Below are 14786 nucleotides of genomic sequence, written 5' to 3' on the forward strand. Positions count from 1 at the left end.
ACAAAAAAGAGGTTATCCTCTTTTTTGTTTAATACTATATTTATTTATGAAATACTTCCAAAATAAAGGTAAAAATATGTTAATATTTTATTATTGTAATTCAAAAACATATATACCAATTTAAACTTTTATATTATTATTCGTGAATAGTTATATAGTATGTTCTAATGTCTATTTTGCTATTAAAAAGCATAGAGGTTAGACGCGAGTGGAATGAGTAGGAACAAGGGTTGCATAGAGCAAGTTAAAGGAATGCGGTATAATAAGGCAAGCTAATTAGGGAGATGAGAAGCTACTAATTATAATTGGAACGGTATTATATTGCTTTTTTTTACAAATAATATTATGTTATTTTAATCGGCATAATTCAAAATGTGATGTATGTAAAGGGTTATTATTAGAAAATGAAATATCTCTATTTCTATGAAAAGAAACAAGTTGTGTTTTAGTTAGATAGGAAGCAAGGAGAGATGCGCATGCTAGAACAAAGAGGTCATGCATTATATGACTCTTCATTGCGAGATTTAAAGTTAGCATTAGATGAGTCTTCAATTGTTGCAATTACAGACCGAAAAGGTCTTATTACATATGTAAATGATAAGTTTTGTGAAATCTCCAAATATAAAAGAGAAGAGTTAATAGGAAAAGATCATCGTATTTTAAATTCAGGATATCATCCGAAAACTTTTTTTCAAAACTTATGGAAGCGTATTTTGAATGGGAAAGTATGGAGAGGTGAAATCCAAAATCAAGCAAAAGATGGTACATATTATTGGGTTAAAACCACAATTGTTCCATTTTTAAACGAGAAAGGAGAGCCGTATCAATTTATCGCGATCCGAAATGACATTAGTAGTAGAAAAGAAGCAGAACAGAGATTACGATTGAGTGAAAGCCGTTATAGGGAACTTGCATATCATGATGCTTTAACGAGTTTACCGAACCGATTACAGCTAATAACGACTGTTAATGAACTGATTGCAGGGAAAAAGGAATTTGGCATAATATACTTTGACTTAGATCGTTTTAAATTAGTAAATGATACGTTAGGTCATATGATAGGAGATTTACTTTTAAGCGAAGTTGCTTCACGGTTGCATTATGTGTTAGGAGAGAAAGATGTTCTGGCTAGGCTAGGTGGCGACGAATTTGTGCTGTTAACAAATGAACATACACAAGATGAGATGCGGCAGTTAGCGACATCGGTATTGTCATGTTTTCAGGCACCATTTATGCTTGAAGGTCATGAAGTATACATTTCAGCTAGTCTAGGACTTTGTTCATATCCACAAGATGGACAAGACGTGGAAACACTATTGAAAAATTCGGATTTAGCTATGTATAGTGCGAAAGAACAGGGAAGAAATGCGGCGTGTTTCTTTACAGATGAGTTACGTGCAAAAATAAATCGTAGAATGAAAATCGAGTTTGCTTTGCAAAAGGCAATTCGTGATGAAGAATTAGATGTAGTATTACAACCTATCATTGATTTGAAAACGAAGAAATATACTGGCATTGAGGCTTTAGTGCGCTGTATGACAGAAGAAGGGCCTATTTCACCAAGCGAATTTATTCCAGTAGCTGAAGAATCTGGACTTATTATAAAATTAGGAGATTGGGTATTAGAAAAATCGTGTCGCCTGTTTAAAACATTACCGGATTACCAAGAAGGATTAAGGTTATCTGTGAATTTATCCATACAACAATTAATGCAGAAGCGTTTTATTTTGTCTGTACGTAGCATCTTAAGGAGAACTGGTTTTCCTCCGAATCGTTTAATTTTAGAAATAACGGAAAGTATTGCTGTTCGCCATTTTGATTATATTATCGCTACATTACAAGAATTAAGAAGTATGGGCGTATTAATTGCTTTAGACGATTTTGGAACTGGCTATTCCTCATTGTATTATTTAAAACAATTGCCACTTGATATCGTAAAAATTGATCGTAATTTTATTCGTGAATTTCATTATGATCATGCACAGCCAGAAAGAACGATTGTAAAATCTGTTATTGAAATTGCCCATAGTTTAAATTTAGCAGTAGTTGCTGAAGGGGTAGAAACGGTAGAACAAGAAAGTTTATTACAATCCATGGGCTGTGACTATGTACAAGGATTTTATTATGCAAAACCTTTATCCGTAGGAGAGTTAAAAGAAAAGTTAATTACGGATTTTTAATAGAAAAGAGAAGCTAAAAGCTTCTCTTTTTTTAATTCGTTTTTTGTGAGTTTTTCATTAATACGGGATAAAGAATAAGACCTAATATAAACAATCCAATTCCTAAGAAGAACGTTTTTAAATCAGCAGTTCCCGTTTTGATAACCCAAATAGAGTATACAAATGCTAATGTAGTAATAACCCCGTCTTTTATTCGAGATCCTGGCATTATATCATATGTTTCTCCTGTAATAACCAATTTAAATTGGTACAGAGTAGAAACAAGGTATGGAATTAAATAAGCTAATGTTGCTACAACGATAGCGAAATTATATGCTTCTGAAACAGTGCCAGAAATCGTTGAGAATAAGAAGATTTGTGTCATCACATTTGTAATAAATAATGATTTTGAAGGACTACCCTTTTTATTTGTTTTACTGAAAAACTTAGGGAAAAGTCCATTTTTGGCAGCCTGGTAAGGTACTTCTGAACTAACAACAATCCAGCCAACAGTAGATCCAAATAAAGATACAAGTGCTAGTAACGCCATTATATATGCGCCTTTATTGCCGATTGCTAAATTTAATGCGTCTACTAATGGTTTTTGAGACTCTTTTAAAGCTTCTTGCGAGAGAGCTCCCATTGTAAGTAAAGTAATTGACATGTAAATAATAAGAGCAATAATTAGGCCGAAAATTGTAGCTTTTTTTACATCACGCTGTGATTTTGCGCGGTTAGAAAGCATAACCGCTGATTCGATGCCGATAAACGCCCAAAGTGTTGCAATAGCAGCTGAATTGATTTGTCCACCTAACGAGATGGATTGTCCAGCTTCATTCATAAATGTTTGACCGTCTCCGAAATTAGAGGCGTTGAAAATGAATAATGTAATCACAATAAACATTGTAAATCCGATAATTTTTGCAATGGTAGCAAGAAGATTCATATTTCCAGCTCGATCAATATTTTGAGAAAGAATATATTGAATTCCCCATAACATAAGGCTACATAATAGAAAAGTTAACCCTTTTCCTAGTTCTAGTGAAAATCCATTTATTGAAAAGAGAATTTGCTTACTTTGTAAAACTGGAAAAAATGTTGATAAATATCCAGCAAAGGAAATAATAACAGATGCTGTTGCTGCCCAGTTCGCAGCCCAATATCCCCACGCCATACTATACCCTGCAACTTTACCTGCTTTTTTTGAAGGAAACATCGCTTGAGCGTAACTTTGTGGTCCTGCTTTTAATTCTGGTTTTCGAATTGCTAAATTTCCAAATACGAGTGCAATCATAAATACGCCAAGTCCTGTAATACTCCATGCGAGTGTAGAACCCATTGGACCTGATACTTGTGCTAAATTTGCTGGGAGCATAAATACGCCACCGCCAACCATATTCCCGATAACAAAAGCTGTTAAAACCCATAATCCCCATTTTTTCGTTTCCATTTTTGTTAACTCCTTTGTAGTAAGATTTGCTTAAACATCATTTTTTACTAGCTTTTTGGCAATAAAAAAAGAGCCATGTAGATAAAAAATACCTACATGGCTCTTCGCCAAAGCGTAGGTACAACGGGAATAACCCTTGTACCTACGCGTAAATTTTCCGCTAGGTTTCAAGGGTTACGTATGATGATGATGTTTTTGTGCAAATGTAACTACAATTGTTGTATAAGTAAGCATAGTTCTTTGCTCCCTTTCTCCTCTGATTTTGAAGTTAGTATACTACATGTTTTTTTGAATGAAAAGAAAAATATAAAAACTTTTATAAAAATACGTTTTAGAGATTAAATATTTACCTATATTTTTCTTGTACTGGAAAATAAGTGAGAGATTGGCAGAAGAGTGTAGCATGGTATAATACATATAGAATTAGAAGGTGACAAGGGGCTATTGTAGATGATGAGTAAGTATGAGCAAATTTATATAGAAATCAGTAAGTCTATTGATAATAAGCACTTAAAAGAGGGATGCAAAATCCCATCAGAAACAGAATTAATGAAGCAGTATGAGGCAAGCCGAGGTACTGTAAGAAAAGCAGTAGATTTATTGCAAGAGCGTGGATATGTGCAAAAAATTCATGGAAAAGGTGTTTTTGTATTAAAGCGAAAAAATATTGAGTTTAACTTCGGTGGCATTGTAAGTTTTCAAGAAGAAAATGAGCGTCTAGGACGTCATTGTATTACAGAAGTCGTGGAAATGGAGAAAGAAGAAGCGACAAAAGAGGTTGCAAAATTATTAAACGTGAAAGAAAAAACAGAAATAGATCATATTAAACGTGTACGAAATATTGATGGAGAAAAAGTAATTTTAGATATAAATCATTTTGTATCTGAGTTTATTCCAGGATTAACGAGAGAAATTGCAATGGCATCAATTTATAAATACATTGAGAAAGAATTAGGGCTACATATTAGTTATTCGCAGAGGGTAATTGAAGTGCAGCCGTGTACAGATGATGACCGAAAGTATTTAGATTTAAATGGCACAGATTATGTTGTCGTTGTGAAAAACTTTACTCATTTATATGATGGGAGTCAGTTCGAATATACGGAATCACGTCACCGCTTAGATATTTTTCACTTTTCGGATGTGGCGCGAAGAAAGTAAAGAGGTGAAACGAAATAACGTTTCATCTTTTTTTTTATAAAAAAAACATCAACTCATATATACGAGTGTTGACTAACTTATATATACGAGTTAATATGTAAGTGTAAACGGTATCAAAAAAAGAAAAGAGGGACGGGAATATGGGGAAAGACTATCGTAAAACAGCAGAGGAAGTGTTGCAGTACATTGGTGGGAAAGACAATATTGAACAAGCTGCGCACTGTGTAACGAGGCTCCGTATCGCTTTAAAAGATGAAAGTAAAATAGATAATGATAAATTACAGTCTGTTTCATTAGTAAAGGGAGCGTTTCATAATGCTGGGATATTTCAAATTGTAATTGGTCCAGGGGATGTAGATCGTGTTTACGCTGAATTGATAACGCTTGCAGGTATGAAGGAAGCGACAGTGGCTGACGTGAAAGATTCTGGAAATCAAAAGTTAAATCCAGCTCAAAAGTTTGTAAAAGTATTTTCAGATGTATTTATGCCGATATTACCAGCAATCGTAACAGCTGGTTTACTAATGGGGATTAACAATTTATTAGGGGCAAAGGACTTATTTTTTGATGGTAAAAATTTATTAGATGTTTATCCGAATTTAGGTGGGCTTTGGGATTTAATTAATATGATGGCCAATACAGCATTCGTATTCTTACCAGCACTTGTCGGTTGGTCAGCAACGAAGCGTTTTGGTGGTAGTCCAATACTAGGTATTGTTATGGGCTTAATGCTTGTGCATCCGGCCTTATTAAACGCCTGGGATTATGGAAAAGCAGCGACTGGTTTAGAGGGTCAAAAGATTGAGTACTTCAATATTTTAGGATTGTTCCAAATTGAAAAGGTAGGATATCAAGGTCAAATTTTACCGGTGTTAGTAGCAGCATTTGTATTGAGTAAAGTAGAGATTTTCTTAAAGAAACATGTACCAAATGCAATTCAATTATTAGTTGTACCAATTACAACAATCGTTGTAACAGGTGTATTAGCATTAGGAATTATCGGTCCAGTTACACGTCATATCGGAGATTTATTAACAGCTGGATTAGTAGGCGTATATGAAACAGTACCAGTAGTTGGAGCAGTATTATTTGGAGCATTGTATGCACCACTTGTAATTACAGGTATGCATCATATGTTTATTGCTATTGATCTACAATTAATTGCACAACACGGCGGTACATTTATTTGGCCGATGATCGCTCTTTCTAACATTGCGCAAGGTAGTGCGGCACTTGCAATGTTCTGGATTTCTAAAAATCAAAATGATAAAAGTATGGCATCGACATCAGCAATTTCCGCGTACTTCGGTATTACAGAGCCAGCGATGTTTGGTGTGAATTTACGAAATAAGTTTCCGTTTTATGCAGCAATTATAGGATCTGCTGTGGCAGCGATATTCATTACATTAAATGGTGTATTAGCACCTGCTATCGGAATTGGCGGATTGCCAGCATTTATTTCGATCATTCCGAAATCGATTCCAATGTTTATTGTAGGAATGATTATCGCAGTTGTAATCCCATTTACGTTAACATGGTTATTTGCGAAAAGAGTTAAACAGAAGTAGGAGGAAGTTAAACATGAAGGATTGGCATAAAAGTGTAGTCTATCAAATTTATCCGAAGAGCTTTAATAGTTATTACAATAAAGAAACCGGTGATATAAAAGGGGTTACAGAGAAACTAGATTATTTAAAAAAACTCGGAGTGGATTATATTTGGTTAACACCGATATACCAATCACCACAAAATGATAATGGGTACGATGTAAGTGATTATTATAGCATTGATCCATCTTACGGAACGATGGAAGAGTTTGAAGAGCTTCTAGAAAAAGCGAAAGAACGTGACATTGAAATTATGCTTGATATCGTTGTAAACCATAGTTCGACGGAGCATAAGTGGTTTAAGGAAGCAAAAGAAGATAAAAATAGTCCATATCGCAATTATTACATTTGGCGTGATGAAAAAAATAATTGGCAGTCTAAGTTTGGAGGATCCGCTTGGAAGTACGATGAAAAGACTAAGCAATATTTTTTACATTTATTTGATGAGACACAAGCAGATTTAAATTGGGAAAATGAAAAGCTTCGTGAAGAAGTGTACGATATGATGCGCTTTTGGCTTGATAAAGGGGTAACAGGATTCCGCCTTGATGTTATTAACTTAATTTCAAAAGACCAACGTTTCTTAAGCGATGACGGAAGTACCGCGACAAGTGATGGACGTAAATATTATACGGATGGTCCGCGTGTTCATGAATATTTACAAGAGATGAATAGAAATGTATTTGAAGGGAAAGAGGTAATTACAGTTGGAGAAATGTCATCGACGACAATTGATAATTGTATTAAATACTCAAACCCTGAGCGCAATGAACTGAGTATGACGTTTAGTTTTCATCATTTGAAAGTAGATTATCCGAATGGTGATAAGTGGACGAAAGCTGATTTTGATTTTATTAAATTAAAAGAAATTATGTCTAACTGGCAAATTGAAATGCAAAAGGGCGGGGGATGGAATGCATTATTCTGGTGTAATCATGACCAGCCTCGCATCGTGTCACGCTTCGGGGATGATGGGAAGTACCGAAATGAATCTGCGAAAATGTTAGCGACAGCTATGCACATGCTGCAAGGAACACCTTATATTTATCAAGGGGAAGAAATCGGTATGACGAATCCTAAATTCGAGTCCATCGAGCAATATCGTGATGTGGAATCGTTAAATATATATGATATAAAGCAGGAAGAAGGCTTATTAAAAGAAGAGATTATAGGGATTTTAAAACAAAAATCTCGTGACAATTCTCGTACTCCGATGCAGTGGAATGAAGAGGTGAATAGTGGTTTTACAACAAGTACCCCTTGGATTTCAGTAGCTGAAACCTTTAAAGAAATAAACGTAGAGAAAGCATTACAAGATGAGGAGTCTGTATTTTATCATTATAAAAAGTTAATTGAACTTAGAAAAACTTACGATGTTATTACAGAAGGAGAATATGCTATTTTAGATGAAAATCACCCTAAGATTTGGTCATATACACGTACTGTAAATAATGAAGTATTACTTATTATTAATAACTTCTATGGAGAAGAAATAACGTATTCTGTACCAGCCCATGTTCAATTAGATGGAATGAAACAAGAAGTACTACTGTCGAATTATAAAGATTCCAGCAAGGATATTACAAAACTTAACTTAAGACCATATGAATCAATTATATATCGATATACGAAATAAAAGGTTGTATGCCCACGCGGCATACAACCTTTTATTTTAAGACACCACTATACAAAATATTTACGTCTACTTCTGGTTTGAATTTTACTTTTGCATAATCTTTATTCCAATTTTTTTTCTTCCATAAGTCAGGATGATATGCAATAAGATGTCTTCCAATACCGAAAGCATCACAATTTGCTTTTTGTAGTTTGTTTGTTATTTTTTTCGCTTCTTTCGTAAGTTGTTTCGATAAGTCTTTATTTAGTTTTTTTCGTTCTCCCATTTTATAAATATTATCTCTTGGGGCTTCAAGTGCTATTACTTTTAGTTGGAGCTTAATGTGAGCATAAACATTTCCTTTTTTATCTGTTGTTATTTTTAAGTCTCGTTTTAACTTTCGATTGCTAATTTCCATTGTTAAATAATCAGATGTTTTCTCTGATTCATCGCTAGTAAGTTTTTGGGTTATACGGGCACTTGTTCCCATTTTTCCGGTTAATAATACGAATAAAACAGATTGTTTCAAAGGTAAATGCCCAGTTAATTTATCATTGTTAAATAAAGCTAACCCGTTTGTAATTACTTCTTTTCCTTTTATTTTTATAGAAGGGAGGGTAAAGTCTTTACCGGGATCTAACATTTTTGTAGCAGCTGTTTCTAAAGTTTCTTTTGGAAATACACTCATATCTTCTAAGCTTTTCACTTTTTTCTTTAGAAAATCTCCAATTAGTAAATTTCCTACTTTCTTTTTTTCTAGTATCTCGGATGTTTCACCCTCTACTGCAATAAGTTTTACTAAAGCAGTTGGGTTTGTTGGGTCCCGAAAGCTGACATCTAAATAGGGTAGTATACCCTTTTTTAGAATTTTGGTTCCTAGCAATTGAACACCATATTTGAAGTAGCGAATATTACCAGTCACATTTTTTTTTAGGGCATCGCTTGTATCCCGTATGTTATACCCGTTTGCTGAATGTATTTCATTCTCGAATGAAGATTGCTCTCCGCTTGAACTTTTTACGAGTTCAAGCGTTTGCTGTAGTTTATTCTCTTCCGTAATATCATATCCAATACTATAAGCTAATCTCGCTTCTCTTAATGGTTCTTGATCCCAACAGCCAGAAAGGAATGAACTAGTACATAATATAAAAAATAATTTAACTCTTTTTTTGAACATACTGTTCTCCTTTCTTCTTTCTTATTACTGAATAAAGTAGAAATAAAAGAGGGAGGACAACGATGAAAATATAGGTGAACTTATCAGTGAAAGTTGCAATTACTTTTAATTCTTCAGGTGTATCTATGAATAAGGCTACACTAAATGCAATAACTCCAACGATTGGAACAGCTTGTTTATGATTAGCAAGATTGAATATATGTCCAATTCCGATAGAAGCGGCGCAATAATAACTAGCAATAGAAGCTACAACTGTTATCATCCAAATTGGTATGAATAGTAAATCAGTTCGGTCTATAATCCCGATATGTAAAGAGCGCAATAAGTAAGCAACTGGTTCTGGAATAAGCTCAACTTGCTTTGGACTAAATACGATAAAGCAAATCCAAACAGTAAAAGTATAAAAGAGAGTCACAAATCCATTAGCGATAGAAATTGCCTTTAGTTTTGCCACAGCAGTCCCATTTACTTTTGGGAAAGCGATAAGAATAATTTCAAAACCATACATAGCTGTAATTGTTTCCTTTGATGCTTGAATAATATTCCACCATCCAGCTTCTGTAATGGGAAAAATATAAGAAAAGTCAGCCCGTGAGAGCCCAAGTCCAATTAACAGTGCCATTGGGAAAATAAGAATAGAGGCCATGACATAAAACCGTACGATGACTTTAAATGTGTTATAGGCTATATAGCAACAAGCTATTGTAAATAGTATGAGAATGGCAGACCAAGGAGTTGCTTGTAATATCCATACTTTAATGACATTACAAGCACTTAACATAACCGTCATACCGATAAGGGTAAAATAAAAAACATAAGCAAAACCTAATAGTTTTCCAAATTTATTACCAAATAGCATACAAACACTTTCATACATATCAGCATCAGGAAATCGTTTTAAGAAAAGCCACATAAGTAAAATAATGAGTTGAATCGCAAAACCAGCGATGAGAACAGAAATCCAGCCACCGCCTTTCGCTATCGGGTGAAGACGATTTGGTAGAGAAAGGATACCAACCCCGATTTGGCATTGAATAACGAAAAAAGTAAATTGAACAAGTGAAATTTTACTTTGCGTGTTTGTCACCGTTCTCATCCTCTCTCGTTACATGTTGTCGTTGCATTTTTTTCGGCTTTGGATCATGAGGTCGTTCCCAAAACGACCAAATTGGGAGTCTTACAAAAGAATCTTTCATATCCTTTAGCCGCATTGGTGCAAGGGGAGAAAGGTAAGGTGTATGAAAAGAATGGAGCTGACATAGGTGAACGAAAGTTATAATTAGACCGAATGATATTCCTACATATCCGAATATAGCAGCAAGAATCATTAATGGAAAACGAAGAATTCGAACTGCTGAACTCATATCGTTTGATGGAACGAGAAAAGATGAGATTGCAGTTAAAGCTACAACGATGATCATCGTATAAGAAACAAGTCCGGCTTTTACAATCGCATCACCAATTACTAAACCGCCTACAATACCGATTGTTTGTCCAACGCGGCTCGGCAGACGAATACCAGCTTCCCGTAATAACTCGAAAATTAACTCCATTAAGAGAGCCTCAAAAATGGGGGGAAGTGGTACTTTTTCTAATGAAGCTTTAATTGTATAAACGAGTTCAAGTGGCAACACATCAGGATGAAAAGCAACTGTTGCGATATATATAGCTGGTAAGAGAAAGGCTATTAAAAAACTCACTAAGCGAATCATTCGGACGAATGAACCGACAATCCAGCGATTATTATAATCATCAGGTGATTGATAGAAAGCGAATAACGTAACAGGTACGATGAGCGCTGTTGGATCTCCGTCAGATAAAATAGCAACTCGTCCTTCCATTAAATTAGCGGCGGTTCTATCTGGGCATTCTGTATTTAATTGCTGCGGGAAGGGTGAGAAAGATGTATCTTCTATAAATTCCTGTATGTAGCCTGGTGGCATGAGTGCGTCTGTCTTAATCATTTCCAATCTTCTTTTTACTTCTGCAACGAGATCGTCATTAGCTATATTTTGAATATAAGCAATTGCCACTTTCGTGTGCATTTCTTCACCAAGTGTGAAATATTTAACGACGACATTTGGACTTTTTATGAGTTTACGAATAGAAGCTAAATTGGTTGCTAAATCTTCTACAAACCCGGTATGTGGTCCACGTACAATGCCTTCATTATCCGGCTCTGTTATATCTCTTTTTAAAGATAGAGCTGTTTCGAAAATACAAAAACTATCAACATGTTCATGAAAATATAATGACTTTCCTTGTAATAAAAGCTGCACCCCATAATTTAAATTCGTTTCTTTTTTCATATTTAATGTGGAAAAAGCTTTATCTAAAGCCAAATCCGACCGTGTTAATAAAGGCTCGAGAGCTAATTGATGAATTAAATTTGGATCTGCTAAAGATTCGAGATATATAATGGTTCCTTTTCCGTTTTGAAAAGGGATATCTAATTTTTTTATATCATCTGAATGACAGAGTTTATTTTCAATGTAATTAATATTTTCCGGAAGCGATGGAAACATATGCTTTTGATTTTCACTCTTTTGTTGTTCTTTTTGCTCTGTCATAATTTCCACCTCTTTTAGAATAAAGTCGCTTCTGTTAATTTTTGCTTTTTGTGAGAAATTTATGCTTGTATTATTTGAAAATAAGTAGCTTGAAAGTTACGTTACGTCATCTTTTAAACTAAAGAAAATGAGAAGTAGGGGATGGAAAGAAAGTATATATTAGATTAGCGGTGTTGATATAAATCTTTTGTACTATAGAGGATAAGCCTAGCGGTATAAATAATTACATCATTCGATGAATAGGAAATTTATGAAAGGCAATTTATACTATTAGTATTGTGTCTTGCCTTTTTAGGTGCAGTACACAGCCGGTGATTGGCTAGTGGAGGTTCTTCCATTTTGCCAGTGCCGGTTTTTTATTGGATAATAGAGAAAATAAAGTTCTATAAAGAAAGAAGGGGTTGTTTTGAAAGCTGTAAATTCTATCTTTATGAGAGAAAAGATTGCTAGTTCTTATCTTTATTTTATTTCTTTTCTTGGTTTGATTACTATAACTATATCTTTACTTGAAATTAAAATCCCTTCTCATCCAACAATACTAATATTGTTATTAATATTTATGGGGATTGCAGAGTATTTTCCTGTACGATTTTGGAGAGGGACTAGCTCGCTTACCTTTCCGATAATTTACGCTATGAGTTGGCAGTTTGGAATCCATATAACTATTATTTCTATTGTACTCGTTACGCTAATTATTCACCTGCACCGCCGTTCACCGATACAAAGAATGTTATTTAATAGTACTCAGCATGCACTTAGTTTAATCTTGGCCGAATGGTTTTCAAACAAATGTATGTCCTTATTAATTAACAAAATAGATATATCAGTTCTGTATGGAAATTTAATATCTTTGTTATTATTTTGCGTGTTTTTTTGTTTTTTCAACAATCGTTTTTACGATTTGTTAATGATACTCCTTCCGCAGCCATATTCAATCTATCAGTGGTATAAAAAAACTGTAACGGTATTTCTTTGCGAAACTTTTGGTTTCTCTTATGCGGCACTGATGCACGTATTAATTAGTACATATAGTGTGGAAGTAAACGAGATTACAGTACTGTTTTTCTTTTTTCCACTTGTAGCAACTTCCGTTATTAGTTCTTTTTCTGTACGGATAAGGATGGAGAAGGAACGATTATATGAGTTATTTCTTATTACGACCGAAATTAGTCGAGGATTAACCGGAGGAAACTTGAAACATATTAAACAAGCACTTAAAGGTTTTTTTGGTATACAAGCATATGTAATATGGACAAAAGATGATGGGAACTGGAATATTCTATTAAAAGATGGGAAAGTCCGCCTAGATTTATCTGATGATTCAGAAAAGTATGGGGCGTTTGAGGAACTTTCTAAAAATCTTGTATTTAATGATTGGAAAATTGGTACGGCTCCTGGAGATGAAATATTTGATAATGTTATACGCTCACTTGTATATTTTCCTCTTATAGTAAATGATGAATTAGTCGGAATGTTTGTTGCAGGGAAAAGTAGAAATGCGGGTTTCTTTCCGGAAGATGTACAGTCGTTAGCTACATTTTCTAACCAATTAGCTAACGTTGTTAAAACAAGGATATTGATTTCTGAACAGGAAAAAAGAATGATCTTAGAAGAAAGAAATAGAATCGCCCGTGAAATTCACGATGGTATTGCGCAAACATTAGCCGGGGTGATATTCCAACTAGAATCCGCGCAGAAAAAATACCGTGATAAACCAAAAGATATGCAGCAAATAGTAGAGAAAAGTATAAAAGATTTAAGAGGAAGCTTAGGAGACGTTCGCTATTCTATTTATGCTTTAAAACCATATCCGACACAACAATTAGGGCTAAAGCAGGCGATAGCAAGTAAAATAAAATCTTTAAAACAAGAATATGAACTAGATATTACATATCATGAAAGAGGTCATGCACGTGCGCTTAGCTTTTCAAAAGAAAGGGTTATTTTTGATACATTACAAGAGAGTTTGCAAAACATTGTAAAACATGCACAAGCAGACAAGACTGATGTTTTACTTAGCTATCAAAGTGAGCACGTGCTTTTAAGGGTTAAGGATAATGGGATTGGCTTTTCACTATTTGAGTCTATGGTTAAAACGAAGAATGAGCCACATTATGGTATATTACATATGAATGAACAAGCTGAACAATTAGGGGCTACTTTACAGATTGATAGTTCTGTAGGGAAAGGGACAAAAATTACACTATTAATTCCAGATTCACAAACAAGGGGTGCGTAAAATGATTAAAATATTAGTAGTGGATGATCATGCTTTTTTACGAGACGCAATTCGGAACATACTAGAGGATGAATCTGATATGAAAGTGGTTGGAGAAGCTAGCTCTGGGGACGGAGTATTGGGAAAAGTAGAAGAATGCAGACCAGATTGTATTTTGATGGATATTAATCTTCCGGGGAAAAATGGGATTGAAGCTACAGAGTTGGTGAAAAAAAATTATCCGAATTGCCGAGTACTTGTGTTTACAATGTATGAGCATGATGAATATTTAATGGATGCACTCCAGGCTGGTGCTGATGGTTATTTATTGAAAGATTCATCATCGGAGCAGGTAGTAGCAGCAATTCGGATGTTATATCGAGGGGATTCAGTTATTCATCCGCGTATGACTAAAAAATTAATTACATATCATCAGCAAAAAATGAAATTAGAATCAAATGAAAATGAACTGACGGAACGTGAAAAGGAAATTCTTTTTGAATTAGTAAAGGGACTTAGTAATAAAGAAATCGCTGAAGCTCTATATATTAGTGATAAAACAGTTAAAATTCACATCAATAAAATTTTTAAAAAACTAAATGTGAAAAGTCGATCGCAAGCGGTGATTTATGCTGTTCGAAATCAATTGGTTCCGTTGGATTAAATAGGAAATGTTTAAAAGAACTATCATGTTTATTTATTCTTTATTACAAAGTATAAAGAGCAAGATAGTTCTTTTGTACTATGTAGGTATAGAATCCTTAGAGAAAAGATACTCCTTTTGTTCAATTTTCAGAATAATCAAAATGTGAAATAATAAAAATAGAAT

The 14786-nt window shown here is 34.2% G+C and carries 10 protein-coding genes; 6 read left to right on the forward strand and 4 right to left on the reverse strand.

What is annotated here, in order from left to right:
- Positions 1-476 precede the first annotated feature (476 nt).
- Positions 477-2180 (forward strand): putative bifunctional diguanylate cyclase/phosphodiesterase, encoded by a 1704-nt coding sequence (locus tag MHB70_RS02350; protein ID WP_000893352.1) that lies wholly within the window; start codon positions 477-479, stop codon positions 2178-2180.
- A gap of 31 nt (positions 2181-2211) precedes the next feature.
- Here the strand turns inward: MHB70_RS02350 and MHB70_RS02355 are convergent, their stop codons facing one another.
- A complete protein-coding gene (locus MHB70_RS02355) occupies positions 2212-3609 on the reverse strand; it encodes an amino acid permease (RefSeq protein WP_061530690.1) in 1398 nt (465 codons plus the stop codon).
- 450 nt (positions 3610-4059) lie between these two features.
- On the opposite strand from MHB70_RS02355, the gene treR reads away from it, so the two are divergent.
- The 3 genes from treR to treC all read left to right on the forward strand — a co-directional run bounded on the left by treR (position 4060) and on the right by treC (position 8013).
- Complete coding sequence (treR, locus tag MHB70_RS02360; RefSeq protein WP_000987222.1) at positions 4060-4770, forward strand: trehalose operon repressor; 711 nt, start codon at positions 4060-4062, stop codon at positions 4768-4770.
- Between the two features lie 140 nt (positions 4771-4910).
- The gene (treP, locus tag MHB70_RS02365; RefSeq protein WP_000513928.1) at positions 4911-6338 is read left to right on the forward strand and encodes a PTS system trehalose-specific EIIBC component; all 1428 of its coding nucleotides are present in this window, start codon (positions 4911-4913) and stop codon (positions 6336-6338) included.
- Positions 6339-6351: 13 nt separating this feature from the next.
- On the forward strand, positions 6352-8013 hold the full coding sequence (gene treC, locus MHB70_RS02370) for an alpha,alpha-phosphotrehalase (RefSeq protein WP_000656134.1): 1662 nt from the start codon (positions 6352-6354) through the stop codon (positions 8011-8013).
- Between the two features lie 31 nt (positions 8014-8044).
- Here the strand turns inward: treC and gerKC are convergent, their stop codons facing one another.
- Genes gerKC through gerKA form a run of 3 tightly spaced genes read right to left on the reverse strand, consistent with a single transcriptional unit; the run spans position 8045 to position 11739 of the window.
- On the reverse strand, positions 8045-9169 hold the full coding sequence (gene gerKC, locus MHB70_RS02375) for a spore germination protein GerKC (protein ID WP_000474021.1): 1125 nt from the start codon (positions 9167-9169) through the stop codon (positions 8045-8047).
- On the reverse strand, positions 9150-10256 hold the full coding sequence (locus MHB70_RS02380) for a GerAB/ArcD/ProY family transporter (protein ID WP_000185800.1): 1107 nt from the start codon (positions 10254-10256) through the stop codon (positions 9150-9152). Before MHB70_RS02380 ends, gerKC begins: the two co-directional genes overlap by 20 nt.
- Positions 10237-11739 (reverse strand): spore germination protein GerKA, encoded by a 1503-nt coding sequence (gene gerKA, locus MHB70_RS02385; protein ID WP_061530691.1) that lies wholly within the window; start codon positions 11737-11739, stop codon positions 10237-10239. Before gerKA ends, MHB70_RS02380 begins: the two co-directional genes overlap by 20 nt.
- Positions 11740-12145: 406 nt before the next feature.
- On the opposite strand from gerKA, the gene MHB70_RS02390 reads away from it, so the two are divergent.
- Both MHB70_RS02390 and MHB70_RS02395 read left to right on the forward strand, forming a co-directional pair.
- Positions 12146-13978: a GAF domain-containing sensor histidine kinase gene (locus tag MHB70_RS02390; RefSeq protein ID WP_000648904.1), complete on the forward strand. Its 1833-nt coding sequence runs from the start codon at positions 12146-12148 to the stop codon at positions 13976-13978.
- 1 nt (position 13979) lies between these two features.
- Positions 13980-14621, forward strand: coding sequence for a response regulator (locus tag MHB70_RS02395; RefSeq protein ID WP_000590661.1), 642 nt, complete (start codon positions 13980-13982; stop codon positions 14619-14621).
- Positions 14622-14786 lie beyond the last annotated feature (165 nt).

Source organism: Bacillus sp. FSL M7-1020 (genome assembly GCF_038050415.1).
GTDB classification, from domain to species: Bacteria; Bacillota; Bacilli; order Bacillales; family Bacillaceae_G; genus Bacillus_A; species Bacillus_A toyonensis.

What these genes read in the sequence shown, in the direction of transcription:
- MHB70_RS02355 (WP_061530690.1), bottom strand. Translation starts at nt 3,609, where the DNA reads ATGGAAACGAAAAAATGGGGATTATGGGTTTTAACAGCTTTTGTTATC.
- gerKA (WP_061530691.1), bottom strand. Translation starts at nt 11,739, where the DNA reads ATGACAGAGCAAAAAGAACAACAAAAGAGTGAAAATCAAAAGCATATG.
- treC (WP_000656134.1), top strand. Translation starts at nt 6,352, where the DNA reads ATGAAGGATTGGCATAAAAGTGTAGTCTATCAAATTTATCCGAAGAGC.
- MHB70_RS02350 (WP_000893352.1), top strand. Translation starts at nt 477, where the DNA reads ATGCTAGAACAAAGAGGTCATGCATTATATGACTCTTCATTGCGAGAT.
- MHB70_RS02395 (WP_000590661.1), top strand. Translation starts at nt 13,980, where the DNA reads ATGATTAAAATATTAGTAGTGGATGATCATGCTTTTTTACGAGACGCA.
- treR (WP_000987222.1), top strand. Translation starts at nt 4,060, where the DNA reads ATGATGAGTAAGTATGAGCAAATTTATATAGAAATCAGTAAGTCTATT.
- gerKC (WP_000474021.1), bottom strand. Translation starts at nt 9,169, where the DNA reads ATGTTCAAAAAAAGAGTTAAATTATTTTTTATATTATGTACTAGTTCA.
- treP (WP_000513928.1), top strand. Translation starts at nt 4,911, where the DNA reads ATGGGGAAAGACTATCGTAAAACAGCAGAGGAAGTGTTGCAGTACATT.